Source organism: Streptomyces sp. NPDC107550, from assembly GCF_055639095.1.
In genome coordinates this window covers 77,348-103,961 of record NZ_JBVKBC010000004.1, presented here as the reverse complement: position 1 = coordinate 103,961, position 26,614 = coordinate 77,348, and the positions used below count along the sequence as shown (strand labels likewise).

At 71.9% G+C, this 26,614-nt stretch carries 26 protein-coding genes and 1 tRNA gene; 19 read left to right on the top strand and 8 right to left on the bottom strand.

What is annotated here, in order from left to right:
- Window positions 1-115: 115 nt before the first annotated feature.
- On the bottom strand, window positions 116-973 hold the full coding sequence (locus ACZ7LY_RS07645) for an SDR family oxidoreductase (protein ID WP_471623598.1): 858 nt from the start codon (window positions 971-973) through the stop codon (window positions 116-118).
- Window positions 974-1,088: 115 nt separating this feature from the next.
- On the opposite strand from ACZ7LY_RS07645, the gene ACZ7LY_RS07640 reads away from it, so the two are divergent.
- Together ACZ7LY_RS07640 and ACZ7LY_RS07635 are read left to right on the top strand one after the other, a co-directional pair.
- A complete protein-coding gene (locus ACZ7LY_RS07640) occupies window positions 1,089-1,445 on the top strand; it encodes a winged helix-turn-helix transcriptional regulator (protein ID WP_471623844.1) in 357 nt (118 codons plus the stop codon).
- Window positions 1,446-1,682: 237 nt separating this feature from the next.
- The gene (locus ACZ7LY_RS07635) at window positions 1,683-2,180 is read left to right on the top strand and encodes a DUF6082 family protein (protein WP_471623597.1); all 498 of its coding nucleotides are present in this window, start codon (window positions 1,683-1,685) and stop codon (window positions 2,178-2,180) included.
- Window positions 2,181-2,247: 67 nt separating this feature from the next.
- Here ACZ7LY_RS07635 and ACZ7LY_RS07630 read toward each other — a convergent pair whose 3' ends face one another.
- From ACZ7LY_RS07630 to ACZ7LY_RS07605, 6 genes are all read right to left on the bottom strand, one after another.
- Window positions 2,248-2,484, bottom strand: a complete 237-nt coding sequence (locus ACZ7LY_RS07630; RefSeq protein WP_471623596.1) for a hypothetical protein — start codon at window positions 2,482-2,484, stop codon at window positions 2,248-2,250.
- Between the two features lie 335 nt (window positions 2,485-2,819).
- Window positions 2,820-3,923, bottom strand: coding sequence for a 2-oxoacid:ferredoxin oxidoreductase subunit beta (locus ACZ7LY_RS07625; RefSeq protein ID WP_471623595.1), 1,104 nt, complete (start codon window positions 3,921-3,923; stop codon window positions 2,820-2,822).
- Complete coding sequence (locus ACZ7LY_RS07620; protein WP_471623594.1) at window positions 3,916-5,862, bottom strand: 2-oxoacid:acceptor oxidoreductase subunit alpha; 1,947 nt, start codon at window positions 5,860-5,862, stop codon at window positions 3,916-3,918. Before ACZ7LY_RS07620 ends, ACZ7LY_RS07625 begins: the two co-directional genes overlap by 8 nt.
- A gap of 226 nt (window positions 5,863-6,088) precedes the next feature.
- Window positions 6,089-6,748: a LuxR C-terminal-related transcriptional regulator gene (locus tag ACZ7LY_RS07615; protein WP_471623843.1), complete on the bottom strand. Its 660-nt coding sequence runs from the start codon at window positions 6,746-6,748 to the stop codon at window positions 6,089-6,091.
- A 287-nt stretch (window positions 6,749-7,035) separates the two neighbouring features.
- Window positions 7,036-8,391, bottom strand: coding sequence for a sensor histidine kinase (locus tag ACZ7LY_RS07610; RefSeq protein ID WP_471623593.1), 1,356 nt, complete (start codon window positions 8,389-8,391; stop codon window positions 7,036-7,038).
- 158 nt (window positions 8,392-8,549) lie between these two features.
- A complete protein-coding gene (locus ACZ7LY_RS07605) occupies window positions 8,550-9,782 on the bottom strand; it encodes a sensor histidine kinase (RefSeq protein WP_471623592.1) in 1,233 nt (410 codons plus the stop codon).
- Between the two features lie 241 nt (window positions 9,783-10,023).
- Between ACZ7LY_RS07605 and ACZ7LY_RS07600 the strand changes: the two genes are divergently transcribed.
- From ACZ7LY_RS07600 to ACZ7LY_RS07535, 14 genes are all read left to right on the top strand, one after another.
- Window positions 10,024-10,407: an NADH-quinone oxidoreductase subunit A gene (locus ACZ7LY_RS07600; RefSeq protein ID WP_471623591.1), complete on the top strand. Its 384-nt coding sequence runs from the start codon at window positions 10,024-10,026 to the stop codon at window positions 10,405-10,407.
- Window positions 10,398-11,135, top strand: coding sequence for an NADH-quinone oxidoreductase subunit B (locus ACZ7LY_RS07595; RefSeq protein ID WP_471623590.1), 738 nt, complete (start codon window positions 10,398-10,400; stop codon window positions 11,133-11,135). Before ACZ7LY_RS07600 ends, ACZ7LY_RS07595 begins: the two co-directional genes overlap by 10 nt.
- Complete coding sequence (locus ACZ7LY_RS07590; protein ID WP_471623589.1) at window positions 11,132-12,391, top strand: NADH-quinone oxidoreductase subunit C; 1,260 nt, start codon at window positions 11,132-11,134, stop codon at window positions 12,389-12,391. The genes ACZ7LY_RS07595 and ACZ7LY_RS07590 overlap by 4 nt, the downstream gene beginning before the upstream one ends.
- The gene (locus ACZ7LY_RS07585; protein ID WP_471623588.1) at window positions 12,388-13,356 is read left to right on the top strand and encodes a complex I subunit 1/NuoH family protein; all 969 of its coding nucleotides are present in this window, start codon (window positions 12,388-12,390) and stop codon (window positions 13,354-13,356) included. The genes ACZ7LY_RS07590 and ACZ7LY_RS07585 overlap by 4 nt, the downstream gene beginning before the upstream one ends.
- Window positions 13,356-13,925, top strand: coding sequence for a NuoI/complex I 23 kDa subunit family protein (locus tag ACZ7LY_RS07580; protein ID WP_471623587.1), 570 nt, complete (start codon window positions 13,356-13,358; stop codon window positions 13,923-13,925). The genes ACZ7LY_RS07585 and ACZ7LY_RS07580 overlap by 1 nt, the downstream gene beginning before the upstream one ends.
- Complete coding sequence (locus ACZ7LY_RS07575; protein WP_471623586.1) at window positions 13,922-14,542, top strand: NADH-quinone oxidoreductase subunit J family protein; 621 nt, start codon at window positions 13,922-13,924, stop codon at window positions 14,540-14,542. Before ACZ7LY_RS07580 ends, ACZ7LY_RS07575 begins: the two co-directional genes overlap by 4 nt.
- A complete protein-coding gene (gene nuoK, locus ACZ7LY_RS07570) occupies window positions 14,542-14,973 on the top strand; it encodes an NADH-quinone oxidoreductase subunit NuoK (RefSeq protein ID WP_471623585.1) in 432 nt (143 codons plus the stop codon). The genes ACZ7LY_RS07575 and nuoK overlap by 1 nt, the downstream gene beginning before the upstream one ends.
- Window positions 14,970-16,997: an NADH-quinone oxidoreductase subunit 5 family protein gene (locus ACZ7LY_RS07565; RefSeq protein WP_471623584.1), complete on the top strand. Its 2,028-nt coding sequence runs from the start codon at window positions 14,970-14,972 to the stop codon at window positions 16,995-16,997. The genes nuoK and ACZ7LY_RS07565 overlap by 4 nt, the downstream gene beginning before the upstream one ends.
- 6 nt (window positions 16,998-17,003) lie before the next feature.
- A complete protein-coding gene (locus ACZ7LY_RS07560) occupies window positions 17,004-18,578 on the top strand; it encodes a complex I subunit 4 family protein (RefSeq protein WP_471623583.1) in 1,575 nt (524 codons plus the stop codon).
- Window positions 18,575-20,107 carry an NADH-quinone oxidoreductase subunit N gene (locus ACZ7LY_RS07555; RefSeq protein WP_471623582.1) on the top strand — a complete coding sequence of 511 codons (1,533 nt, stop codon included), beginning with the start codon at window positions 18,575-18,577 and terminating at the stop codon, window positions 20,105-20,107. The genes ACZ7LY_RS07560 and ACZ7LY_RS07555 overlap by 4 nt, the downstream gene beginning before the upstream one ends.
- Before the next feature lie 82 nt (window positions 20,108-20,189).
- Window positions 20,190-20,654 carry an MscL family protein gene (locus ACZ7LY_RS07550; protein ID WP_471623581.1) on the top strand — a complete coding sequence of 155 codons (465 nt, stop codon included), beginning with the start codon at window positions 20,190-20,192 and terminating at the stop codon, window positions 20,652-20,654.
- 233 nt (window positions 20,655-20,887) lie between these two features.
- Window positions 20,888-21,751, top strand: a complete 864-nt coding sequence (gene htpX / locus ACZ7LY_RS07545; protein WP_471623580.1) for a zinc metalloprotease HtpX — start codon at window positions 20,888-20,890, stop codon at window positions 21,749-21,751.
- On the top strand, window positions 21,748-22,140 hold the full coding sequence (locus ACZ7LY_RS07540; protein ID WP_471623579.1) for a YccF domain-containing protein: 393 nt from the start codon (window positions 21,748-21,750) through the stop codon (window positions 22,138-22,140). Before htpX ends, ACZ7LY_RS07540 begins: the two co-directional genes overlap by 4 nt.
- A 229-nt stretch (window positions 22,141-22,369) precedes the next feature.
- Window positions 22,370-22,642: a GlsB/YeaQ/YmgE family stress response membrane protein gene (locus ACZ7LY_RS07535; RefSeq protein ID WP_471623578.1), complete on the top strand. Its 273-nt coding sequence runs from the start codon at window positions 22,370-22,372 to the stop codon at window positions 22,640-22,642.
- Window positions 22,643-22,716: 74 nt separating this feature from the next.
- Here the strand turns inward: ACZ7LY_RS07535 and ACZ7LY_RS07530 are convergent, their stop codons facing one another.
- The gene (locus tag ACZ7LY_RS07530; RefSeq protein ID WP_471623577.1) at window positions 22,717-23,205 is read right to left on the bottom strand and encodes a YajQ family cyclic di-GMP-binding protein; all 489 of its coding nucleotides are present in this window, start codon (window positions 23,203-23,205) and stop codon (window positions 22,717-22,719) included.
- Window positions 23,206-23,472: 267 nt separating this feature from the next.
- On the opposite strand from ACZ7LY_RS07530, the gene ACZ7LY_RS07525 reads away from it, so the two are divergent.
- The 3 genes from ACZ7LY_RS07525 to ACZ7LY_RS07515 all read left to right on the top strand — a co-directional run bounded on the left by ACZ7LY_RS07525 (window position 23,473) and on the right by ACZ7LY_RS07515 (window position 26,614).
- Window positions 23,473-23,554: transfer RNA gene (locus ACZ7LY_RS07525), tRNA-Tyr, on the top strand.
- A 364-nt stretch (window positions 23,555-23,918) separates the two neighbouring features.
- The gene (locus tag ACZ7LY_RS07520) at window positions 23,919-25,943 is read left to right on the top strand and encodes a RiPP maturation radical SAM C-methyltransferase (RefSeq protein WP_471623576.1); all 2,025 of its coding nucleotides are present in this window, start codon (window positions 23,919-23,921) and stop codon (window positions 25,941-25,943) included.
- Window positions 25,931-26,614: a DUF5825 family protein gene (locus ACZ7LY_RS07515; protein WP_471623575.1), complete on the top strand. Its 684-nt coding sequence runs from the start codon at window positions 25,931-25,933 to the stop codon at window positions 26,612-26,614. Before ACZ7LY_RS07520 ends, ACZ7LY_RS07515 begins: the two co-directional genes overlap by 13 nt.

The following is a 26,614-nucleotide window of genomic DNA, read 5'->3' as shown; positions in this document are numbered from 1 at the left end:
CACGGCCGCCCTCCTCACGACATGCGGCAGCCCCGCGGCGGCCACCAGAAAGGTAGCGCTGCGGGGCCCGGTATGTCATGCCCGTATCGCCATACGGTCCTGACGGTTCGGCGGGTCAGCGCAGCGCGGCGGCGATCGCGTCGGCGAGCGGGGTGGTGGGGCGGCCGATGAGGCGGGCGAGGGTGCCGTCGCGGTGGGCGAGGCGGCCGCGGGCGATGGCCTCGTCCACGTCGACGAGGATGTCGGCGAAGGGGGCGGGCAGGCCCGCGCCGAGCAGCACCTCGCGGTGCTCGGCGGCGGAGACGGGCCGGTAGACGATCTCCTTGCCGCTGAGCCGGGCGACCTCGGCCGCGTACTCGCTCAGCGACCAGGCGTCGTCGCCGCTCAGCTCGTAGGCCTGGCCCTCGTGGCCCTCGCCGGTCAGGACGGCGACGGCGGCTGCCGCGTAGTCGGCGCGGGCGGCGGAGGCGATACGGCCCTCGCCCGCGTTGGCGACGACGGCGCCGTGCGCGAGGACCGGGGCGAGGTTCTCCGTGTAGTTCTCGTGGTACCAGCCGTTGCGCAGGAACGTGTACGGCAGGCCGGACTCCAGGATCGCCGCCTCGGTCGCCTTGTGCTCGTCGGCCAGCGTGAAGTCGGCGTCCGGGCCGCCGAGGACGCCGGTGTACGCGAGCAGCGCCACGCCCGCGGCCTGGGCCGCGTCGATCACCGCGCGGTGCTGCGGCAGGCGCTGCCCGATCTCGCTGCCGGAGACGAACAGCACGCGGTCGCCGGTGCGGAAGGCGTCCCGCAGGGTCTCGGGGGCGCTGTAGTCGGCGACGCGGATCTCGACGCCGCGCTCGGCGAGGGTGGCGGCCTTCTCCTTGTCGCGTACGACGGCGGCGACGCGCCCGGCCGGGACGCCCGCGGCGAGCAGGCCCTCGACGGCGAGGCGGCCCAGGTGTCCGGTGGCTCCGGTGACGACGAGGCTCATGGGTGACATCTCCTTGGTGACGGGGTGTGCCACTCACCGTAAAGGGGGCGCTTACTAGAAGAAAGTACCCACTTCAAAGTAAGGTACTGGCATGAAGGTGAGTGACGACGTAGTGATGAAGCTCCGGCAGGGCGAGGAGATGTGCCCGCACAGGCTGGTCCTGGAGCACGTCACCAGCCGCTGGGGCGTGCTCGTGCTGCTGGCGCTGGAGGAGCGCTCGTACCGGTTCAGCGAGCTGCGCCGGGAGATCGGGCGGGTCAGCGAGAAGATGCTGACGCAGACGCTCCAGACGCTGGAGCGGGACGGGATCGTGCACCGCGACGCCAAGCCCGTCATCCCGCCCCGCGTCGACTACTCGCTGACCCCGCTCGGCCGGGAGGCCGCGGAGCTGGTCCGCGGGCTCTCCGTGTGGACGGCCCGGCGCATGGCCGACGTGGAGCGGGCCCGCCAGGAGTACGACGAGGCCCGGTGACCGGCGTCGTCCGACTGGCGTACCCGGGCGCCACGTCGGCCGTCCGGGAGCCCGCGGGCCGCCCGGCCCGGCATGTGGACGGCGCATCAGGGGCAGACACCCGGTAGGGCGCCGAGCCGCACCGGACCCGCCATCCCTCTGTGCGCCCCCTGTCCGCCTCCCGCGCGTCCCGAACCCGCTCGGCACCCTGGAGGTGGAACGTTCCGCCCGTTGCGCCGACCGGGGGGTCTCCTTGACATGGTCACACTGACAGCACCGCTGCGGGGGGTCGGAACCTGGCTCAGGGCCGGGATCGACCGCCGCCGCCACCGGGACGAGCTCCTCGAACGACTGGTGCAGGAGCTGTGCCGCGCCAACACGCTCCGCCAGCACACCCTGTTCCTGGACCAGTTGGACCGGGCCATCGCCGATCCGGACCTCGCCGCCGCCCTGAGCACCCTGCCCGGCCTCTCCGTACGCGACCGCCGCCTGATGCTCTGGGCCAACCGCGAGTACTCCGTCCTGCTGCTCGCCCACCGCGTCGGCGTCTTCGGCTGGGACGAGCTGATCGGCCACCTGCGCATCCTGTGCCGCAACGAGTTCTTCAAGCAGTTCTGGGACCGCACGAAGGAACACCGCCGCAGCCTCGCCCCCGAAAGCCTGGACGCCCGCGTCAACGAGGCCCTCGACGCCATGATGGAAGAGCTCGCCGCGGGCGCGGAGGAATGGTGGGTGGTCGGGCCCGAGGGCGCGTGAAGTCGCCGGCGACGCCCGGGTGTTCAGGAGGCGGCGCGGGGCGGCGTCAGGCCTCTGGTGTCAGGTGTCAGGCGTCGGGCAGGTCGCGCTTGGCGCGCACCAGCGTGGCCCGGGTGATCACGACGACGCGCTCGCCGGCGCCGAGGGTGACGCCCTGCGGGAGGCTGTCACGCAGGGACTCGGTGGCGTCCGTGCCGATCACCGCGTAACTGGTGTCACTCAGTTCGAAGATGTCCGGGCAGGTCTCGCCGGTGCCGCAACCCCTCAAGCCGGGGGCGTCCCCCACGCGACGAACGATCTTCACTTCGGGGGTCTCCTCGGACTGAACGATGGTCGGGTGCTGAACCTTCGCCGAAGTGACCGCGGGGAAGCAAAACGGGCGGTAGTCCGGATGGGCGCGCGTCCGTCCCTTCGGAGGGCGTGCCGCATCCTTCCGCCGCGCCCGTGACCCCGGCGGACGCCCGCTGGAACCTGACCGGAGCACGACGGTTCCGTGCCCTCGTGAGACCGGCCGATCCCACTCCTTCGAGTGACCTCGTACGGCCGTCCTCAGAGCGGGGCGTGGCCTCAGCCCAGGGGCCCGGGGGCGCCGGAGGGGCCCGGGGTGGTGTTGGGGTCCGGGCCCCCCTGTGTGTGGGGTCAGTCGAGGACTGGCCAGGTGTCTGTGCCGGTCAGGAGGGACGCCAGGTCTCCCTTGCCGTTCTGTTCGACGGCGGTGTCGAGCTGGTCGGACATGAGGGTGTCGTAGACGGGGCGTTCGACGTCGCGCAGGACGCCGATGGGGGTGTGGTGGAGGGTGTCGGGGTCGGCGAGGCGGGAGAGGGCGAAGGCCGTGGTGGGGGAGGTGGCGTGGGCGTCGTGGATGAGGATGTCGGCCTTGTTGTCCTCGGTGACGGCTACGACGTGCAGGTCGCCGGTGGAGGGGTCGCGGACGACGCCCTTCGAGCCCCCGGCGCCGAAGGTGATGGGCTGTCCGTGTTCGAGGCGGATGACGGCTTCCTCGGCTTGTTGTTTGTCCTTGAGGACTTCGAAGGCGCCGTCGTTGAAGATGTTGCAGTTCTGGTAGATCTCGACGAGGGCGGTGCCGGGGTGGTCGGCGGCGGCGCGGAGCACGGAGGTGAGGTGCTTGCGGTCGGAGTCGACGGTGCGGGCGACGAAGCTGGCTTCCGCGCCGATGGCGAGGGAGACCGGGTTGAAGGGGGCGTCGAGGGAGCCCATCGGGGTGGACTTGGTGATCTTGCCGACTTCGGACGTGGGGCTGTACTGGCCTTTGGTGAGTCCGTAGATGCGGTTGTTGAAGAGGAGGATCTTGAGGTTGACGTTGCGGCGCAGGGCGTGGATGAGGTGGTTGCCGCCGATGGAGAGGGCGTCGCCGTCGCCGGTGACGACCCACACGCTCAAGTCGCGCCGGGAGGAGGCGAGTCCGGTGGCGATGGCGGGGGCGCGGCCGTGGATGGAGTGCATCCCGTAGGTGTTCATGTAGTACGGGAAGCGGGAGGAGCAGCCGATGCCGGAGACGAAGACGATGTTCTCCTTGGCGATGCCGAGTTCGGGCATGAAGCCCTGGACGGCGGCGAGGATCGCGTAGTCACCGCAGCCGGGGCACCAGCGCACTTCCTGGTCCGACTTGAAGTCCTTCATCGACTGCTTGGCCTCGGCCTTGGGGACCAGGGACAGCAGCGTCTCGCCGCCTCCGGCGGTCCCGCCGGGCGTCGTCGCCTCCGGGGTCGTGGTGTCAGCCATCGATGGCCTCCTTGAGGGCCGTGGCGAGCTGCTCGGCCTTGAACGGCATGCCGTTGACCTGGTTGTAGGAGTGCGCGTCGACCAGGTAGCGGGCGCGGACGAGGGTGGCGAGCTGGCCGAGGTTCATCTCGGGCACGACGACCTTGTCGTACCGCTTCAGCACGTCACCGAGGTTCTTCGGGAACGGGTTCAGATGCCGCAGATGCGCCTGCGCGATCCGCTCCCCGGCCCCCCGCAGCCGCCGCACCGCAGCCGTGATCGGGCCATAGGTCGAACCCCAGCCGAGCACGAGCGTGGTCGCCTCACCGGACGGGTCGTCCACGTCCAGATCCGGTACGTCGATGCCGTCGATCTTCGCCTGGCGGGTGCGGACCATGAAGTCGTGGTTGGCCGGGTCGTAGGAGATGTTGCCCGTGCCGTCCTGCTTCTCGATCCCGCCGATCCGGTGCTCCAGACCGGGGGTGCCGGGCACGGCCCAGGGGCGGGCCAGGGTGTGCGGGTCACGCTTGTACGGCCAGAAGACCTCGCTGCCGTCGTCGAGGGTGTGGTTCGGGCCCTGCGCGAACTGCACCCGCAGATCCGGGAGTTCATCGACCTCGGGGATGCGCCAGGGCTCGGAGCCGTTGGCCAGGTAGCCGTCCGACAGCAGGAAGACCGGGGTGCGGTACGTGACCGCGATCCGGGCCGCTTCCAGCGCCGCGTCGAAGCAGTCCGCGGGCGTGCAGGGGGCGATCACCGGGACCGGTGCCTCACCGTTGCGGCCGTACATGGCCTGGAGGAGATCCGCCTGCTCCGTCTTGGTGGGCAGGCCGGTGGAGGGGCCGCCGCGCTGGATGTCCACGATCAGCAACGGCAGTTCGAGCGAGACCGCCAGCCCGATCGTCTCCGACTTCAACGCCACACCCGGACCCGAGGTCGTGGTGACGGCGAGAGAGCCGCCGAAGGCCGCGCCCAGCGCCGCCCCGATCCCCGCGATCTCGTCCTCCGCCTGGAAGGTCCGTACGCCGAAGTTCTTGTGCTTGGACAGCTCGTGCAGGATGTCCGAGGCCGGCGTGATCGGGTACGAGCCGAGGTAGAGCGGGAGGTCCGCCTGGCGGGACGCGGCGATCAGGCCGTAGGACAGGGCCAGGTTCCCGGAGATGTTGCGGTAGGTGCCGGCCGGGAAGGCGGTGGCGGCCGGGGCCACCTCGTAGGAGACCGCGAAGTCCTCGGTGGTCTCGCCGAAGTTCCAGCCGGCGTGGAAGGCCGCGAGGTTCGCCTTCATGATCTCGGGCTTACGGGCGAACTTCTGCTTAAGGAAGCGCTCGGTGCCCTCGGTCGGCCGGTGGTACATCCACGACAGAAGGCCGAGCGCGAACATGTTCTTGCTGCGCTCCGCCTCCTTGCGCGAGAGGTCGAACTCCTTGAGCGCCTCCACGGTCAGCGTCGTCAGTGGCACCGGGTGGACGTGGTAGCCGTCGAGGGAGCCGTCCTCCAGAGGCGATTCCTCGTAACCGACCTTGGCCATCGCGCGCTTGGTGAACTCGTCCGTGTTGACGATGACTTCCGCGCCGCGCGGCAGGTCCTGGATGTTCGCCTTCAGGGCGGCCGGGTTCATCGCCACCAGCACGTTCGGCGCGTCGCCGGGCGTGAGGATGTCGTGGTCCGCGAAGTGCAACTGGAACGAGGAGACTCCGGGCAGGGTGCCGGCGGGTGCCCTGATCTCGGCCGGGAAGTTCGGCAAGGTCGACAGATCGTTGCCGAAGGTGGCGGTCTCCGACGTGAAGCGGTCCCCGGTGAGCTGCATGCCGTCACCCGAGTCGCCCGCGAACCGGATGATCACCCGGTCCAGGCGCCGTACGTCCTTGTTCGACGCGCGCTCGTGCGTCCGCTGCTCTCCGACCACCGCGCTGTCGGCCCCCTCGGCCTGCTCGGCTGGGCTACTGACCTGGCTGGTCACTTGAACTGGACCTCCTTCGAGGCGGCTCTACGGGCAGGGCCGTCCGACCGGCCTTCCCAGGGCCAACCCTACGTCGGTAAGGGTCGCCTTCCCCCGAGCATTCGCATGACGGACCGGAAAATGAGACGGCTTCTGGCCGTATTTGTCGCCCGGTTCGTCCCGCTCTGCCCGGAGTCGGAACGCGCCATCCCAAGGGACGGAGTACATCTGACAGGGTGTCAGGTGATCATGAGTTGAGGTAGGTGAGCACGGCCAGGACCCGCCGGTGATCCCCGTCACTCTGCGACAGGCCCAGCTTCAGGAAGATGTTGCTGACGTGCTTCTCGACCGCGCCGTCGCTCACCACGAGCCGGCGCGCGACGGCCGAGTTCGTCCGGCCCTCCGCCATCAGGCCCAGCACCTCGCGCTCGCGCGGCGTCAGATTCGCCAGCACGTCCTGCTTGCGGCTGCGCCCGAGGAGCTGCGCGACGACCTCCGGGTCCAGTGCCGTGCCGCCCTGCGCCACCCGCACCACCGCGTCCACGAACTCCCGCACCTCGGCGACCCGGTCCTTCAGCAGATAGCCGACGCCGCGGCTGGAGCCGGCGAGCAGTTCGGTGGCGTACCGCTCCTCCACGTACTGCGACAGGACCAGCACCCCGAGCCCCGGGAACAGGCCGCGCAGCTGCACCGCCGCGCGCACGCCCTCGTCGGTGTGGGTCGGGGGCATCCGCACGTCCGCCACCACGACGTCCGGCAGCTCGTCCTGCGCGCCGAGGTCCATGACCGTCTTGACGAGCGCCTCGCCGTCGCCGACCCCCGCGACGACCTCCAGGCCCCGGTCGGTCAGCAGCCGGGTCAGGCCCTCCCTGAGCAGCACTGAATCCTCGGCGATGACGACCCGCACCCTGTCCTCCACGTTTCCGTCCCCCCAGCGCCCCCGGCATCCGGCCTACGGGGCTTTCTCGACGGGACAAGCATCCCAGCATCCGGGCCCGCACGTCCCCACCCACCGGGCCCTACGCCCCTACTTACCGGGCCCTACGCCCCCACCCGCCGGGCCGCACGCCCCGACTCACCGGCATCGCAGGGCCCCCGCCCGCACCCCGCGCACCGGGCCCGGGCATGCCGGTGAGCGGCGCGGGGGCAGCCGCACCGCTCACCGGCCGAGGCCGGCGGGAAGGGTCAGGGGCGTCAGGAGTGGCGCCAGGGCAGCTCCGCCGTCACCCGGGTCGGGCCCGCGGGCGGCGAGTCGACCAGGAGCACGCCGTCCACCGCGTCGAGGCGCTCGGTGAGCCCGGCGAGGCCGGAGCCGCCGTCCGCGTCCGCGCCGCCCACGCCGTTGTCGAAGACCTGGATGAGCAGCCGGTCGCCCGCGCGCCACACATCGACCTCGGCGCGCGTGGCACGGCTGTGCTTGCTGATGTTCTGGAGCAGTTCGGAGACCGTGAAGTAGGCGATGCCCTCGATCGCGGGCGCGGGCCGCTCGGCGAGGTCCACCTCCACCGTCACCGGGACCGTGCAGCGGGAGGCGACCGAGGACAGGGCCGCGTCCAGGCCCCGGTCGGTGAGGACCGCCGGGTGGATGCCCCGGGCCAGGTCACGCAGCTCCTGGAGGGCCGTCTTCACCTCGCCGTGCGCCTCGTCCACCATGCGCGCCGCCGCGTCCGGGTCCTCGGTCAGCTTCTCCTTGGCGAGTCCCAGGTCCATCGCCAGGCTGACCAGGCGGGCCTGCGCGCCGTCGTGCAGGTCGCGCTCGATGCGCCGCAGGTCGGCGGCTGCCGTGTCCACGACCACGCCCCGGTCCGACTCCAGCTCCACCACGCGCCGCGTCAGCCGCGACGGGCCGAGCAGCCCCGCGATCAGCAGCCGGTCCACCGTCGTCAGCGCCCGCACCACCCACGGCGTCGCCAGCGTCACGGCGAGGCCGACGAGCGCGGTCAGCGTGATCTCGAACGCGTTGTCCAGATACACCGCGTGGTGCTCGTCCCCGTACAACTGGATGCCACCCTGCCCCACGTACATCGGGAACACCCACCGCCACAGCGGATACGTCAGCAGCCCCCAGCCGGCCGTGAAGAACGTCAGCGCCACCGAGAACGCGAACACCGCCCACGGGAACCGCAGCACGTCGTACAGCATGTGCCGCCAGGAAGCGCCCGACTTCAGGAGCGCGCCCATCCACGCCAGCGGGGAGCCCGTGCGCGGCCGGACCGGGCCCGGCGACTCCACGTCCAGGTCGAGGAGCGCCCGCGCCCGCACCCGTTCGAGCGCGCCGAAACCGCGCGCCCCGGCGAGCCCCAGCGCCAGCACCGGCACCCCGATGAACGTGATGAGCAGGCCCGCGCCCATCGACAGCATCGTCACCGCCCACACGAACGTCACGATCGCCAGCGGCAGGCTCGTCAGCACGAACGCCAGCTCCCGCCAGGTGCGCCCCTCGACCGGGGCCCGCAGGCCCGCGGGGAGCCGGCCGAGCCCGCCGCGCGGCGCCGGCGCGCCCTGGCCGCCGCTCGCGTACTCGCGGTATCCGTAGTGCTGCGTGGCCATCGCTTCGTCCGTTTCTGCTCGGTCGTACGGGATGCTGCCGTACTGCTCGCTCGTACCCTTCGGATCTCGGGGCCCGCCCGCCCCCGTGTACTCCAGGGTCCGCTCGGGGGCGGGCCGGGACCATGCGGCGCGTCGGCGTCTTCGGCCGGGGGTTTTCCCTACCCCCGCGCCGCGCCGGGCGGTGTCGTCGGCAGGGGAGCGGCGGCGTACGAACGGTCCCGCCACGGCAGTTCCGCCGTCACCGTCGTCCCCCCGCCCTCCGGGGAGTCCACGACGAACAGGCCGTCCACCGCGCCCAGCCGCTCCGCGAGCCCGGCCATGCCGGTGCCCTTGTCGAGGCTCGCGCCGCCGCGTCCGTCGTCGCGCACCTGGATCAGCAGCCGGTCGCCCGAGCGCCACACCTCCACCGAAGCGGACCGCGCCCCGCTGTGCTTGCTGACGTTCTGGAGCAGCTCGGAGACCGTGAAGTAGGCGATGCCCTCGATGGCCTCGGCCGGGCGGCCCGGCAGATCCGCCGTCACCGCCACCGGGACCGTGCAGCGGGAGGCGACCGAGGACAGGGCCGCGTCCAGGCCCCGGTCGGTGAGGACCGCCGGGTGGATGCCCCGGGCCAGGTCGCGCAGCTCCTGGAGGGCGAGCTTGACCTCGCCGTGCGCCTCGTCGACCATCGCCGCCGCCGCGTCCGGGTCCTCCAGCAGCTTCTCCTTGGCGAGCCCGAGGCCCATCGCCAGGTTGACCAGGCGGGCCTGCGCGCCGTCGTGCAGGTCGCGTTCGATGCGCCGCAGGTCGGCGGCTGCCGTGTCCACGACCACACCCCGGTCCGACTCCAGCTCGGCGATCCGCCGCTCCAGCTCGTCGGACGGCGAGAGCAGGGCCCGTACCATCGCGCGGTCCGCGTTCGTCAGGCCGCGCGCCACGAACGGCATCACCGGCCACAGCGCCACCAGGCCCACCAGCGTCACCGAGAACGTCAGCACGCCCCACGGCAGCCGGATCAGCTCGTACAGCACCGAACGCCAGCCGACCGGGTCCTTCAGCCCGTTCCACAGCCAGCCGAAGAAACCGTCCTCCCTGCGCACCGGCAGTGGGCTCGGCTCGTCGATGCGCAGCCGCAGCAGACCCCGGGCGCGGGCCCGCTCCGCCCGCCCGAGCCAGCGCGCGCCGCGCAGCCCGGCCGCGATCAGCGGCAGCCCGATCACGGTCACGGTCAGGGTGCCGCCCACCGACACCATCGTCAGCGCGTACACGAACCCGAGGACGGCGAGCGGAAAACTGCTCAGGAGGTACGCGATCTCCCGCCAGGTCTGCGGGTCGAGCGCGAGACGCGCCGGCGGCAGCGGGCGCTCGTCGTCGCCCTCGGGCGACGGAGAATCGGGAAGACGGTCGGTCATACCGGAAGAGTGCCTTGTGAGCGCGGCGCGGCGCCATGAGGCGGACCGCCGGGGGCGGCCGGGGGATATCCCCACCCCGCTCGGTGACCGCACCGCCACCGCACCGCCCCCGGGCTGCTTACCGTCCTTTTAACAGGCCCTAGACTCCCGTGCGTACAGATCGTCCGGATCGCCGGTGCCACCGGATCGCAGGCCCCGGCGGACCGGCGGACGCCACCAACGACACGCGAGGGGCTGAGACGTGACCGTCATCGCGGCGGACTACTTCCGCTCGTACTCGGTGGTCGGACTGCTCGCCGTCGTCGGCGTGCTGTTCGTCGCCGTCGCCTTCGGCGCGGGCAAGCTGCTGCGCCCGGTCGTGCCCACGCGCGAGAAGTTCCTCACGTACGAGTGCGGTGTCGACCCCGTCGGCGACGGCTGGGCCCACACCCAGGTCCGCTACTACGTGTACGCCTTCCTGTACGTGATCTTCGCGGTCGACTCGATCTTCCTCTTCCCCTGGGCCACGGTCTTCGCCGCGCCGGGCTACGGCGCCGCGACGCTCGTCGAGATGTTCGTCTTCCTCGGCTTCCTCGCCGTGGGCCTGCTGTACGCATACAAGAAGGGCGTCCTGACGTGGACGTGACCCCGGAGCCCGTTCTCCTCCCGGAGCCCAAGCGGCTCGGCGTGCTCTCGCGCCTGGCCCCCGAACCGATGAAGGTGGTCCTCAACTGGGGCCGCCGCTACTCGCTGTGGGTCTTCAACTTCGGCCTCGCGTGCTGCGCCATCGAGTTCATCGCCGCGTCCATGGCCCGGCACGACTTCATCCGGCTCGGCGTCATCCCGTTCGCGCCGGGACCGCGCCAGGCCGACCTGATGATCGTCTCCGGGACGGTCACGGACAAGATGGCGCCCGCCGTGAAGCGGCTGTACGAGCAGATGCCCGAGCCGAAGTACGTCATCTCCTTCGGCGCCTGCTCCAACTGCGGCGGCCCCTACTGGGACTCCTACTCCGTCACCAAGGGCGTCGACCAGATCATCCCCGTGGACGTGTACGTGCCCGGCTGCCCGCCCCGGCCCGAGGCGCTGCTCCAGGGCATCCTCAAGCTCCAGGAGAAGATCGCGCGCGAGTCGCTGGGCGAGCGGTACGTCTCCGCCGACGCGGCCGCGGGGCGCCCCTCCGCGGGGGCGCTGCGGAGCGGGCTCGTGCGGGGGCCGGCGGGGGGCGGTGGGGCTGCTGAGGGTGGCGGTGGCTCTGCGGGTGCCGGTGCCGGTGCCGGTGCTGGTGGGGTTGGCGGTGCCGATGGGGCTGCTGAGGGTGCTGGTGGGGTCGCTGGGGCTGAGGGTGCTGAGGGTGCCGGGGGTGGGCGATGAGCTGGCTGCCGCGCCCGGTCGAGGAGCTGTTCGGGGCCGACGCCACGGTCGAGGAGGCGTACGACCTGCTGACCGTCGACGTGCCTCCCGCCGCCTGGACCGACGCCCTCGACACCGCCCGTACGACGCTGAACTGCACCTATTTCGACTGGCTGAGCGCGGTCGACGAGCCCGGCACGGGCTTCCGCGTCTGCGCCCACGTCGCCGCCCTCGCCCCCGGTGACGTACGCCGGCTGCTGCTGCGGACGACCGTCCCGCACGACGCCCCCCGGCTCGCCTCCGCCGTCGGCGTCTACGCGGGCGCCGCCTGGCACGAGCGCGAGACGCACGAGATGTTCGGCGTCGAGTTCGACGGGCATCCCGGGCTCGACCCGCTGCTCCTGCCCGAGGGCTTCGAGGGCCACCCGCTGCGCAAGGACTTCGTGCTCGCCGCGCGGGTCGCCAAGGCGTGGCCCGGCGCGAAGGAGCCGGGGGAGTCGGAGCACGGCGGGCCCAAGCGCCGCCAGATGCTGCCGCCGGGCGTCCCCGACCCGAACGAGTGGGGTCCCCTCAAGGGCCAGCTCCCCCCGGCCCCGGCCAGGCCCGCGCGAGCGGCGCGGGCGGGTGCGGGGGCCGCCGGTGCGGGTGCGGGGGCTTCCGGTGCGGGGGCGCGCGGGGGTGCTGCTCGTGCCGGGGCTTCGGGTGCGGGTGCGGCTGGTGCGGGTGCCGGGGCTGCTGGTGCCGGTGCGGCTGGTGCGGGTGCCGGGGCTTCGGACGCCGGTGACACGGGTGCCGGTGCCGGGCGTGCTGCCGGGGAGCGGCCCGCTCGGCGTATGCGGTCCGCGAGTCAGGGCTCGGCGAGCCAGGCTCAGGCCGCGCCCGAAGACACGGGCACGCCGAACCGTCCCGCCCCGGCCGGTACCGGTACGCCGGCTGCGGCCGAGGGCGCCGGGCGCCCCGCGCGCCGCTCCCGCAGTGCCTCGCAGGGCTCCGCCTCCCAGCGGGCGACGCCCCCGGCGGACGGCGAGACGGCACCCCCGGCGCCGGCGCCCGCCCGTCCGCCCCGGTCCAGTGACGCGCCCTGGCACCACGCGAAACCAGCGTTCGACGAGGAGCCCCGGGCCGCGGAGGCTCCCGCCGAGGACCCCGGCGCGGACAGCACGGGCGCGGACGGCGACACCGGCGACGACCCCGGTGACACCGGTAACACCGGCACCACCGGTAACACCGGCACCACCGGTAACGACAACAACGACGGCAACGGAGGCACCGCGTGAACGACGCTCTCGACGTCGCCCTGCGCCTGCTCGTCGTCTTCGTCGCCTTCCTGGTCCTGCCGCTGGTCGTCGGCCAGGCCGAACACAAGGTCATGGCCCATATGCAGGGCCGCCTCGGCCCGATGTACGCGGGCGGCTTCCACGGCTGGGCCCAACTCGTCGCCGACGGCGTCAAGTTCGCGCAGAAGGAGGACGTGGTCCCGGCCGACGCCGACCGCCGCGTCTTCCAGCTGGCGCCCGCCGTGGCCCTGCTCCCGTACCTCCTCGTGCTGCTGGCGATCCCGGTCGGCCCGGGCGACGGCGCGGTCGGCCAGGTCATCGACGCGGGCGTCTTCTTCGTGCTCGCGGTGATGGGCGTCGGCGTCCTCGGCGCGCTCATGGCCGGCTGGGCGAGCGCCAACAAGTTCTCCCTGCTCGGCGGCTTGCGCACCGCCGCGCAGCTCCTCGCGTACGAGCTGCCGATGCTGCTCGCCGCCGCCTCCGTCGCCATGGCCGCCGGCACGGTCTCGCTGCCCGGCATCCTCGACGCGTTCCGGTGGTGGTGGCTGCCCTGGCAGATCGTCGGCGCCCTGGCCTTCTTCGTCGCCGGGCTCGCCGAACTGCAACGCCCGCCCTTCGACATGCCCGTCGCCGACTCCGAGATCATCTTCGGCGCGTACACCGAGTACACGGGCCTGCGGTTCGCTCTCTTCCTCCTCGCCGAGTACGCGGGCATCGTCGTCCTGTGCGGCCTGACCACCGTCCTCTTCCTCGGCGGCTGGCACGGGCCGTGGGGCGCCGACGGCCTCGGCTGGGTGTGGACGCTGCTGAAGACGGCCGTCCTCGCCTTCGTCGTGATCTGGCTGCGCGTCTCCTATCCCCGTCTGCGCGAGGACCAGCTCCAGAAACTGTCCTGGACCGTCCTCGTCCCGCTCGCCCTGGCGCAGATCGCGCTCACCGGAATCGTGAAGGTGGCGATCAGCTGATGTCCGCGAAGTTCCCCGGGTCCGGTCTGGCCAAGGGCCTCGCCGTCACCCTGCGCACGATGACCCGTAAGACCGTCACCGAGCAGTACCCCGACGTGCAGCCCGACCTCGCGCCCCGCACGCGCGGCGTGATCGGCCTGTTCGAGGAGAACTGCACGGTGTGCATGCTGTGCGCCCGCGAGTGCCCCGACTGGTGCATCTACATCGACTCCCACAAGGAGACGGTGCCGCCCGCCGCGCCCGGCGGCCGCGAGCGCTCCCGCAACGTCCTCGACCGGTTCGCCATCGACTTCTCCCTCTGTATGTACTGCGGTATCTGCATCGAGGTGTGTCCCTTCGACGCGCTGTTCTGGTCCCCGGAGTTCGAGTACGCCGAGACCGACATCCGCGAACTCACCCACGAGCGCGACAAGCTCCGCGAGTGGATGTGGACGGTCCCGGCCCCGCCCGCGCTCGACCCGGCCGCCGAGGAGCCGAAGGAACTGGCGGCCGCCCGCAAGACCGCCGACAAACTCGCCGCGGCCCAGACCCAGGCCCAGACCCAGACCGGAGAGGAGACGGACGGATGAGTCTCGCCGCCCTCGCCCTGCCGACGACCACGGTCGTCGCCAGGGCCGCCGAAGGCCCCGGCTTCCTCTCCCCGACGGGCGTCGAGATCGCCTTCCTCCTCGTCGGCCTGGTCACCTTCGGCGCCGCCGTCGTCACCGTCACCACCCGGCAACTGGTGCATGCCGCCCTGTGGCTCGTCGTCGCCCTCGGCGGTCTCGCCGTCGAGTACCTCCTGCTCACCGCCGAGTTCATCGCGTGGGTGCAGGTGCTCATCTACGTCGGTTCCGTGGTCGTCCTCCTGCTGTTCGGGCTGATGCTGACGCGCGCGCCCATCGGCCGGTCCCCGGACGCGGACAGCCCCAACCGCTGGGCCGCCCTCACCGTGGCCCTCGCCTCCGCCGCCGCCCTCGTCTGGGTCGTCGTCGACGCCTTCCGCACGACCTGGCTCGACCTCGGCGACAACAGCGCCGGGTCCGCGTCGGGCAGCACGGCCGTCACCGGCTCCGTCCTGTTCCGGCACTGGGTGCTGCCGTTCGAGGCGCTGTCCGTCCTGCTGCTGGCCGCGCTGGTCGGCGCGATCGTCCTGTCCCGCAAGAAGAACGCCGGGCCCTCGGGCGCGGGGGAGGGCGACCACTGATGCACCTCGCCTACCCCGCCGTCCTCGCCTCCCTCCTCTTCTGCACCGGCCTGTACGGCGTCCTCGCCCGCCGCAACGCGATCCTGGTCCTGATGTCGGTCGAGCTGATGCTCAACGCCGTCAACCTGAACCTCGTCGCCTTCGACGTCTGGCTCCGCGACACCCTCCACGCCGGCCAGGCCCTCACCCTGTTCACGATCGCCGTCGCCGCCGCCGAGATCGGCATCGGCCTGGCCATCGTCCTCGCCGTCCACCGCGCCCGCGGCACCGCCGACATCGACCGGCTGCGGGACTCCGCCGAGCCCCGCGACCCGGCCGACGACCCGAGCGCCCCCGAGGGGACGGCCCCCGAGGACACCACCCCGTACGACCCGTCCCACGGCCGCGCGCAGACCGCCGGCGGCGACGAGAAGGCCGAGGCCACCGCGTGACCACCACGACCCTCGCCGTCCTCGTCCCCCTCCTGCCGTTCCTCGGCGCCGCCGCCGGCCTGCTCCTCGGCCGCGCCGTGCCCGGCTTCGTCCGCCCGCTGGCGCTGCTGCCGACGCTCGCCGCGCTGGTCCTCGCCGTCCTCGTCGCGGTCCGCCAGGGCGGCGGCACGGGCAACGGCACCACGGCCCTCGACGCGCACACCGAACTCACCCCGACCGGCTCCGTGCCGATCGAACTCGCCCTGCACATCGACGGCTTCGCCGCCCTCGTCGCCGTCCTCGTGGCCCTCGTCGCGTCCTGCGTCCAGCTCTACTCGACGGGCTATCTGCGCGACGACCCGCGCTACGCCTCGTACGCCTGTCTCGTCTCGCTGTTCACCTCCGCGATGCTGCTCGTCGTCTACACCGGCGATCTGATCGTGCTGCTGGTCGGCTGGGAGATCATGGGCATCTGCTCCTACTTCCTCGTCGGCCACTACTGGCAGACCCCGGAGGCGCGCGCCGCCTCCCTCAAGGCGTTCCTCGTCACGAAGCTCGGTGACGTCCCCTTCCTCATCGGCCTGTTCGCGCTCGCCGCCGACGCCGGCTCCTTCCGCGTCACGGCGATCCTCGGCAAGGTCACCGCCGGCGGCCTCGACCACCCGACGCTGATCGCGCTGCTGCTCCTCGCGGGCGTGGCGGGCAAGTCCGCGCAGTTCCCGCTGCACACCTGGCTGCCCGACGCGATGGCGGGCCCCACGCCCGTCTCCGCGCTGATCCACGCCGCGACCATGGTCGCCGCCGGTGTCTACTTCGTCGCGCGTCTCCTCCCCGTCTTCGCCGCCTCCCGCGCGGCGATGACCGTGCTCGCCGTCATGGCCGCGCTGACCATGGCCGGCTCCGCCCTCGCCGCGCTCGCCCAGGACGACATCAAGCGCGTCCTCGCGTACTCGACGATCGGCCAGCTCGGCTACATGACCGGCGCCCTCGCCGTCGGCGACCGCGGTGCCGCCGTCTTCCACCTCCTGTCCCACGGCGCCTTCAAGGCCCTGCTGTTCCTCGCGGCCGGCGTGATCATCCACGCCGCCGGCACCAACTCCCTCGCCGCGATGTCCCGCATGGGCGGTCTGCGCGACAAGGTGCCCGACGCCTTCTGGACGATGACCGTGGCGCTGCTCGCGCTCGCCGCGATCCCCCCGTTCAGCGGCTTCTTCTCCAAGGAAGCCGTCCTCGGCGCCGCCGAGCACACCGCCACCGCCCCCGGCCACGGCCCGCTCGCCGCCCCCTCGGCGGCCGGCTGGATCGTGCTCGTCGCCGGCCTGGTCACCGCGCTGCTCACCGCCGCGTACGCGACCCGGCTGTGGCTGCTCGCCTTCAACGGGCGGGGCCCCGCGGCCCCCGACCACGGCCGGCAGCCCGTCGTCATGAACGTCGTCCTGTGGGTCCTCGCCGTCCCCTCCCTCGCCTTCGGCCTCGCCACGGGCGTACTGCCCGACTGGTTCGACGGGGGCTCACTGACCCCGACGCTGACCACGTCCGTCCTCGGCACCGGCGTCGCGCTCATCGGCGGCCTGGTCACCTACGGGGCCTGGCGCCACACCACGACCGCCGCCGCCCGTGCCGCCGCCCCCCTCGGCGCGGTCGCCGTCGACACCGAGCGCGGCGACGCGGGCCTGGTCGAAGCCGAGGCCATCGCCTCCCACGCCCCCGCCTACGGCGATGTCGCCGGCGCCCCCGACCCGGCCGACCCGGGCCGGCTCCTGCTGGGCCCGCTGCACCGCCCCGCGGCAGCCGGCTTCCGGCTCGACGCCGTGTACGCCGCCCTGTTCGTACGGCCGGTGCGGGCGGCGGCCGACCTGGTCGCCTTCCTGGACCGCGCGGTCGTCGACACGTACGTACGCGGCGCGGCCGGGACCCCCGAGGTGCTGGGCCGGATCGTGCGCCGGGCCCAGACCGGCAACGTGCAGACCTACCTCAGCGCGCTGCTCGCAGGCACCGTCGTCCTGGTGGTCGCCGTCGTCCTCGTCGCCACCGCCGGAGCGTGAGCAGCCGTGATCGATATCAGCGAATCCGTGATGCAGTTCCTTCTCGCATTGATCGTCGTCGGCCCGCTCATCGGCGCCGTCGCCGCCCTGCTCCCCGCCCCTCCCGGGCTGAAGGGGAAATCCCCCGGCCAGGCCGTGCTCCGCCACGGCGTCGTCGTGACCGGCGTGATCCTCATCGCCGCTCTCGTCCTCGCGCTCGGCTTCGACCACGACCAGCCGTCGAGGATGCAGGCCACCACGGACATCAGCTGGATCCCGGCCCTGCACGTGCGGATCCACCTCGGCATCGACGGCATCTCGCTCCCCCTCCTCGTGCTGACGGCGCTGCTGACCTTCCTGTGCGCGCTGTACTCCTACTTCAGGACGCCGGACGGGCCGTCCCCCAAGGCCCTCGTCGCCCTGATCCTGGTCCTGGAGTCGGGCACGCTGGCGACCTTCGCCGTGCTCGACCTCGTGCTCTTCTTCCTCGCCTTCGAGACGGTCCTGATCCCGATGTACTTCCTCATCGCCCGCTGGGGCGGTGCCGGGCGGGCGCAGGCGGCCTGGAAGTTCATCCTGTTCACCCTCCTCGGCTCGGTCGTCATGCTGCTCGGCCTGCTCCTGATCGGCGCGAAGTCGGGCACGTTCGACATGATGGCACTGGCCACTGACAACGGCCGGGGGCTGAGCACATCGGTGCAGGTCATCGCCGTTCTGGCGGTCGGGATCGGGCTCGCGGTGAAGACCCCGATGTGGCCGCTGCACCGGTGGCTGCCCGACGCCCACACCGCCGCGCCGACCGTGGGCTCGGTCCTCCTCGCCGGCGTCCTGCTGAAGATGGGTACGTACGGGTTCGTCCGCATTCTGCTGCCGATCGCGCCCGACGGGTTCCGCACCTTCGCGCCCTACCTCGCCGCGTTCGCCGTCGTCGGCATCGTCTACGGCTCCCTGGCCTGCCTGAACCTCGCCAAGCAGGGCGCCCGCGGCGACCTCAAGCGCCTGATCGCCTACTCCTCCGTCGGCCACATGGGCTTCGTGCTGCTCGGCATCGCCACCATGACCCCGACCGGCGTCAACGGCGCCCTCTTCGCCAACATCGCCCACGGCCTCATCACCGGCCTGCTGTTCTTCGTCGTCGGCGCCCTCAAGGACCGGGCCGGCACCAGCGACCTCGACACCCTCGCCGAGCAGGGCGGCATGGCCCTGTACGGCCGCGCCCCGCGCCTCGGCGGCCTGCTCGCGTTCGCCGCCGTCGCCTCGCTCGGGCTGCCCGGACTCGCCGGGTTCTGGGGCGAGATGCTCGCCATGTTCGGCGCGTTCCGGCCCGACGCGGCACTCAGCCGCCCCGCGTTCCTCGTGTTCATGTCCATCGCCGCGATGGGCACCCTGCTCACCGCCGCGTACATGCTCATCGTGGTCCGCCGCGTCTGCATGGGCCCGCACCCGCGCGAGGCCGCGCCCGTGGCCGACGTCCAGGGCTACGAGGTCGCCGCCTGGGCCCCGCTCGTCGCCCTCACCGTCCTCGCGGGCCTGTGGCCCGCTGTGCTGCTCGGCCTCACGGACCCGGCCGTGCACAAGCTCCTCGCAGGAGGCCTCCAGTGATCGCCGCCGCGCCCTCCGTGGCCTCCCTCGTCCAGTCCGTCGACTGGGCCGCCATCGCGCCGCCCACCCTCACGGCGCTCGTCGCCCTCGCCGTCCTGGTCGCCGACCTGTTCCTCGACGAGCGCCGCAAGCCCGTCCTCGGCTGGGTCTCCGTCGCGGGCCTCGCCGCCGCCGCGCTCACCCTCCTGCCGCTGATCGGCGACGACCGCTCCACGTTCTGCCTGAAGAACATGCCGTACGAGGCGTGCAGCTACACCGCCGACCACTTCACCCTGGTCGTCCAGTTCCTGGTCCTCGCGGGCGCGCTGCTGACCGCCCTGCTGTCGGTCAACACCCTCAAGGACGCGAAGAACGCCCGCAGGCCGCTGCCCGAGGGCGAGTACTGGTTCCTGCTGCTGTCCTCCGCCGCCGGCGCCGCCCTGCTGCCCGCCGCCCGCGACCTGGCCACCCTGGTCATCGCCCTGGAAGTCGCCTCCCTGCCCGCGTTCGCCCTGGTCGGCCTCAAGCACGGCGACCGGCGCTCCGCCGACGCGGCCCTGAAGTTCTTCCTGTCCTCGGTCACCGCGACCGCCGTCACCCTGCTCGGCGTGAGCTTCGTCTACGCCTCCACCGGAAGCCTGCACCTCACGCGCGTGGCGACCCAGCTCACCCACGTCGACGGGCAGCTCCACACGCTCGCCCAGGCCGGCGTGGCGCTCACCCTGATCGGCTTCGCCTTCAAGACGGCCGCCGTCCCGTTCCACTTCTGGGTGCCCGACACCTACGTGGGCGCCCCGCTGCCGATCGCCGCCTACCTGTCGGTCATCGGCAAGGCGGTCGGCTTCTCCGGCCTCATCCTCGTCACCGTCATCGCGTTCCCCTCGTACGCCGACGTGTGGGGCCCCGCGCTCGCCGTCCTCGCCGCGCTCACCATGACCGTCGGCAACGTCGGCGCCCTGCGCCAGCAGGCCACGCGCGCGTACAGCGCCGTACGGCTGCTCGCCTGGTCGTCCGTCGGGCAGGCCGGCTACCTCCTGGTGCCGATCGCCGCCGCCGGCTACTCCGACGACCCGCGCAGGGCCGTCGGCTCGACCCTCGCGTACGCCCTCATGTACGCCGCCGTGAACCTCGGCGCGTTCGCCGTCGCCGCCCTGGTCGCCCGTACGAAGCCGCTCAACCGCCTCAGCGACTACCGCGGCCTGTACGCCTCGCGCCCGCTCGCCGCGCTCGTCCTCGGCTTCTTCCTGCTGTGCCTCGCGGGGCTGCCGCCGGGCGTCATCGGCCTGTTCGCCAAGGTCACCGTCTTCTCGGCGGCCGTCGACGCGGGCCTCGGCTGGCTGGCCGTCGTCATGGCCGTGAACGTCGTGATCGCCCTGTACTACTACCTCCAGTGGACCGCGACCCTCTTCCGCGCACCCGAGGGCGAACCGGCCGCCTACCGCGTCTCCGCGCCGCTGACCTGGGCCATCGCGCTGACCGCCGTCGTCGCCGTGGCACTGTCCGGTGCGCCGCAGCTAGTGCTGCGTTTTGCCTCGACGGGCCTCTTCTAGCACCCTCTTACGGCAGCCAGAACACTTTCGGCAGCCAGAACAACAGCCTCCCTGTAGGCCCCACCCTGAGGAGACACGCGCCGTGCTGAGCGGGTTCAAGGACTTCATACTTCGCGGAAACATCGTGACGATGGCCATCGGTCTGGCCGTCGGGTCCGCCTTCACCGCCGTCGTCACCGGCCTCAGTACGGCCTTCATCGCCCCGCTCGTCGGCCTTGCGACCCGCTCCACCGGCGACTTCAGCGAGGCGCACTTCACCGTCGACGGCACCGACTTCCCGTACGGCAAGTTCGTCGGCGCGGCCATCGCCTTCCTGATCACGGCGGCCGTGCTGTACTTCCTCGTCGTCGTCCCGATGATGAAGCTCCAGGCCCGCCTGGACCGCGGCAAGCCCGTCGACATCAAGGCCGCCCTGCGCGACTGCCCGCGCTGCTTCAGCCAGATCCCCGGCATCGCCACCCGCTGCTCGTACTGCACGAGCGAGGTCGAGGCCGACCCCGAGGCGCTGAAGCTCGCCGGCATGCTGCCCCAGCAGCAGGGCACCTGAGCGCCGTCCGCCCCAGCCTCCGCCCCGCCGCTCCGTGACCCGTACGGCCTACACACCCCCACCGTCCGCCGTGCGCGCACAAGGGAACTAGTCCCTCCCGTCTGGCGTTGACCAGTACGGGAGGGTCCACTGGACACGGACACACGCGCCGCCCGGCGCCCGTCCGCGACCAGTGGCCAGCAGCAGACAAACACGCAGTGGGTTCCCCTGCAGCACCATCAGGAGGGCGTACCGTGCACCGCCGGCACAACGGGCTGAAGACCGCCGTACTCCTCGGGGGACTGTCCGCCCTCATCCTCGTCATCGGCAGCTTCTTCGGCCGTACGGGGCTCGTCATCGGCCTGGTCATAGCGATCGGGACGAACGCGTACGCGTACTGGAACAGCGACAAGCTGGCCCTGCGCGCCATGCGCGCGCGCCCGGTCAGCGAGTTCGAGGCCCCCGCGCTCTACCGCATGGTCCGCGAGCTCTCCACCCAGGCCCGCCAGCCCATGCCCCGCCTGTACATCTCGCCCACGGAGGCACCGAACGCGTTCGCCACGGGCCGCAACCCGCGTAACGCGGCGGTGTGCTGCACCGAGGGCATCCTGCGCATCCTCGACGAGCGCGAGCTGCGCGGGGTCATCGGCCACGAGCTGAGCCACGTCTACAACCGCGACATCCTCATCTCGTCCGTCGCGGGCGCGCTCGCCTCGGTGATCATGTTCCTGGTCAACTTCGCGTGGCTCATCCCCGTGGGCCGCTCGAACGACGACGAGGGCCCCGGCATCTTCGGCATGATCCTGATCATGATTCTCGGCCCGGTGGCCGCGTCCTTGATCCAGCTCGCCATCAGCCGCTCGCGCGAGTACGAGGCCGACGCCTCCGGCGCCCAGCTCACCGGCGACCCGCTGGCCCTGGCGAGCGCGCTGCGCAAGCTCGACGCCGGGACGAAGCAGTTGCCGCTGCCGCCGGAGCCGCGCATCGAGACAGCGAGCCACATGATGATCGCCAACCCCTTCCGCCCGGGTCAGGGCATGTCGAAAATGTTCTCCACGCACCCGCCGATGGCGGAGCGCATCGCCCGACTCGAACAGATGGCAGGTCGCCGGCAGTGAAGACAATCCTGAACGTCATCTGGCTCGTCCTGAGCGGCTTCTGGCTGTTCCTCGGCTATGTGTTCGCCGGCCTGCTGCTGTGCGTGACGATCATCGGCATCCCGTTCGGCATCGCCGCCTTCCGCATCGGCGTCTACGCGCTGTGGCCCTTCGGGTACACGGCCGTCGAGCGCAGAGACGCCGGCGCGCCCTCCTGCGTGGGCAACGTGCTGTGGCTGATCCTCGCCGGCTGGTGGCTCGCCCTCGCGCACATCGTCACGGGCATCGCGCTCTGCCTCACGATCATCGGCATCCCCTTCGGCATCGCCAACTTCAAGCTGATCCCGCTCTCGCTGCTGCCGCTGGGCCGCGAGATCGTACCCACGGACCAGCCGTTCGCGGCGCGCTGAGCGAAGCGGCCGCCTGTGCCGCCTGTACCCCTGTACCCCTGTACCCCTGTGCCGTACGTGCCTGCCCTACGGCCCGGTCATGGCCCGGCGCAACCGCCGGACGCCTGGGTGACGTCTACCAGGGCAAGAGTGGATCAAGGACGTGCGTGAGCCCGGGCGCCACCGCCCCAGGCGTGACACACGTCCCTCTGGACTCCCCGACGGGTACGACAGAAGGGCAGAAGACGGCATGGGCATCATCAGTTGGATCATCCTGGGCCTGCTCGCCGGTGCCGTGGCCAAGTTCCTGCTCCCGGGGCGCGACCCCGGCGGCCTGATCGGCACCACGCTCATCGGCATCGCCGGCGCGTTCATCGGCGGCTGGATATCGGCGAAGTGGCTCGACCGGCCGATCTCCAAGGACTTCTACGACGGCGCCACCTGGGTCTCCGCGATCGGCGGCGCGCTCGTGCTGCTGATCCTGTACCGCATCTTCTTCGGCGACTCGCGCGGGCGGCGCTGACGTAAGGGCTGACGCGGGCAGCGGAAGGGGGCGGCACCTCGAAGGTGCCGCCCCCTTCCGCTCCACCGGCGGACCTACCGGTAGTTCACGAACTGCAGCGCGAAATCGAAGTCCTTGCCCTTCAGCAGGGCGATGACGGACTGCAGGTCGTCACGGCTCTTGGAGCTGACGCGCAGCTCGTCGCCCTGGACCTGCGCCTTGATGCCCTTGGGGCCCTCGTCGCGGATGATCTTCGCAACCTTCTTGGCGTTGTCCTGGGAGATGCCCTCCTCGATGGACGCGAAGATCTTGTACTCCTTGCCGGAGAGCTGCGGCTCACCGGCGTCCAGCGACTTCAGCGAGATGCCGCGCTTGATCAGCTTGGACTGGAAGACGTCGAGGATGGCCTGGACGCGCTCCTCGGAGTTGGCCTCCATGAGGATCTTCTCGCCGGACCAGGAGATGGAGGCGCCGACGTTCTTGAAGTCGTAGCGCTGCGAGATCTCCTTGGCGGCCTGGTTGAGGGCGTTGTCGACCTCCTGCCGCTCGACCTTCGAGACGATGTCGAAACTGGAGTCGGCCATGTCCTGTGGCTCCTTGCGTCGGGTACGGAACGGATCTGAACGGGATGCCCGGCCGTGAGCGGGCCCCGGAACCGGCTCGTGGCACCGGCTCCGGTCGCGGTCCGGCCGGGCCTGCGCCCGGCCCTCACGCCGACTGCAAAGCCTAGCCACCGCCCCGGGTGCCCCCGCCGATCAATCGGGTGGCGAAGCACCCCCGTGCATCAGGTATTGTTTACGTCGTTGCCAGGGAGCACCGCCCACCAGCGGGGGTCCCGAGCAGCGATCCCAGGCGGTGTGCCCGAGCGGCCAAAGGGAGCAGACTGTAAATCTGCCGGCTCAGCCTTCCCAGGTTCGAATCCTGGCGCCGCCACACTGGGAAAACCCCCTCCGGATTCCGGAGGGGGTTTCTTTTTGTTCGGGAACGTGCGCTCGGATGGTGGGCGAAATGCGGGGTTCGTCTCATTTGATCGGGGGCGTCGCGCAGGGCGGGGAGGGCGGTCCCCGGTCTTGTCCGGGGTGCGTGGGGAATCTAGGGTGAACTGCCTTGCCGTAGACGGATGTTCGAGTCGGGGCCCAGGGGGCCGAGGGGGTGGTCGTATGGAGATCAAGAAGACCGTGATCCGTGAGGAAGAGCGCACCAACCGCAGGCCGGCCGTCATGGAGAAGCGGCCGACCCGCTGAAGCGCGGGACCGGAACGCGGGGACGACACGGCACGGGACGAGAAAAGGGCGGCATGCGCGTTCAGCTGGTGACCATGCCCTGGCACCCGATCGACCTGCCCTCCCTCCAGGTGGGCCTGCTGCACACCCTGCTGCGCCAGGCCCGCCCGGACGACGACGTACGTGAGTTCCACGGCTCGCTGCGCTGGGCGGAACATCTGCTCGAACACTCCGGCGGGCGGCTGCGCCCCGGCGACTACGAGACCGTGGGCAGCGACTCGATCTTCCACGGGCTCGGCGACTGGGTCTTCTCCGGCGTGCTCTACGACGACGCCTCCTGGGGCCTGACCAGGCTGCGCGCGTACGCCCGCAGCCGCGAGCTGTGCGCCGGCACCCTCGACACCGTCATCGAGATGCGCGCGCACGCCGCCGCGTACATCGAGCGGTGCGCCGACGAGGTGCTCTCCCACGAGCCGGACGTCGTCGGGTTCACCACGACCTTCATGCAGAACGTCCCCTCCCTCGCCCTCGCCCGCGCCCTCAAGCGCCGCAGCCCCGGCCTCACCGTCGTCTTCGGCGGCGCCAACTGCGACGGGCCCATGGGACACGCCCTGCACCGCAACCATCCCTACGTCGACCACGTCGTGCGCGGCGAGGGCGAGTACGCGCTGCCCGCCCTCCTCGCCCACCTCGACGCGGGCACCGCACCCGCCGACGTACCGGGCCTGTGCTGGTGGGACGCCAGCGAGGAGGGGGAGGCGGGGAGGGTGTCGCGGGCCAACACCGAAGCCCATCGCATCGTGGCGCCCGCCGACATACCCTCGCCCGACTACGACCAGTGGCAGGCCGAGATCGAGTCCTCGCCCGTCATCGAGTACGTGTACCCAAAGCTCGTCGTGGAGGGCGCGCGCGGCTGCTGGTGGGGCGAGAAGCACCACTGCACGTTCTGCGGCCTCAACGGCACCACCATGGCCTTCCGCGCCAAGCCCGGCGAGCGGCTGTGGCAGGAGATCGACCGCCTCGTGCGCCGCCACCGCATCCTCGACGTCGTCACCGTCGACAACATCATCGACATGGCGTACTTCAAGGACTTCCTGCCCCGCGCCGCCGCCAGCGGCTGGGACCTGCGCATGCACTACGAGGTGAAGTCCAACCTGAGCACCGAGCAGATCGCCCAGCTCGGCGCGGCCGGCGCCGTCCTCGTCCAGCCCGGCATCGAGAGCCTGAGCAACCGCGTACTCGACCTCATGGACAAGGGCGTCACCGGAGCCCGCAACATCCGCACGCTGCGCGAGTTCGACAACCACTCCATCACCTGTACGTGGAACTATCTGTACGGGTTCCCCGGCGAGACCGCGCAGGACTACGCGCGCGTGCTCGACCAGTTCCCCGCGCTCGTCCACCTCCAGCCCCCGGGCGGCGCCCACCGCATCCAACTGGAGCGGTTCAGCCCGCACTTCACCGACCCCGCCTTCGGCTTCGCCGAGCGCCGGCCCGCCGAGATGTACGGGCACGTGTACGAGCTGCCCGAGGGCGAACTGGCCGACATGGTCTACCTGTTCGACACCCAGGACGCCGGGATCGGCGGCGAGACCGAGGCGCGGCTGCTCTCGGCGGTCGCCGCCTGGCGCGCAGGACACGACCGTTCGACGCTCGTCATGGAGAGCGCCGGCGACGACGGCGACGCCCTCCTCGTCCACGACCGGCGCCAGGGCTGGCCGCGGCGCACCTACTGGTTCCACGGGTGGCAGGCGGCGGCCCTCGTCCACCTCGAAGAGGGCCGCACGGCACCCGCCCTGCTGCGCAGACTGGCCGCCGACGACCGCGACGGCGGCGGTGCCGACGCGCCCGGCGAACAGGAGGTCGCGGAGTGGCTCGCCGACGCCGTGGCACTGGGGCTCCTCTTCCGCGACGGGCACACGTACGTCGCCCTCCCTACGAGGTCCGTGCCGGTCCGCATCGAACGGGAGGGCGGCGGCGTGGTGAGTGACCTGGTGGGTGACGCGGAGGGCGGCGTGGAGGGTGTGGCCGCCGAGGTCGCTGAGGTCGCCGGGGGCGTCGTCGCCACGGGGGCGGTGAGCGTCCGATGCGGTCGCTGACGCCCGCGGCCCGTACCGCCGCCGAAAGCCTGCCCGGCACGGTCGCGCACCGCGTCGTCGGGGACACCGTGCGGGTCTCCGAGCCGTTGCCGATGGACGGGGACGGGCCGGGAGCCACGCGCGCGGTCCAGTTCCTGCGCGAGTGCCTGGGGCACGGTCTGCGCGTCGCGTACGACCTCGCCGCCGCGCCGGCCCGGGCGGCCTCCGTGCCGTCGTCGGCTGGGCCTGAGAGTCGTCATACGTATGACCCCGTCACGCCAGGGCCGGTGGGCCGTCATACGTATGACCCTGCCCTCGTCCGCGCCCTACGGCACCTGCCGCCACCCCGCGCCCCGCGAGCGCCCTCCGCGCCGCCGGAACAGCCCGAGATCACCGCTTGGCGGGCCGAACACACGTACGGCATGCTCTACCACCGGCGCGGCCCGGGCTTCGTCACCGTCATGGACCGCAGGGAGCGCCCCGCGTCGGCCCGCTTCACGCTCGACCACCCCGACCTGCTCGCCGCCTTCGACGTGCTGCAAGAAGCGACACCGCTCGCCGCGTTGAGCGCCGTGCACCAGGAGGCGGCCGGGCTGCTCGCGGAGGAGCGCCTCGCCCTGGTCGTCGGCGGGTGGGCCGTCGCCCTGCCTCCGCGCCTGCGCCGCTGGCCCGTGCCCTGCACCGGGATCTGA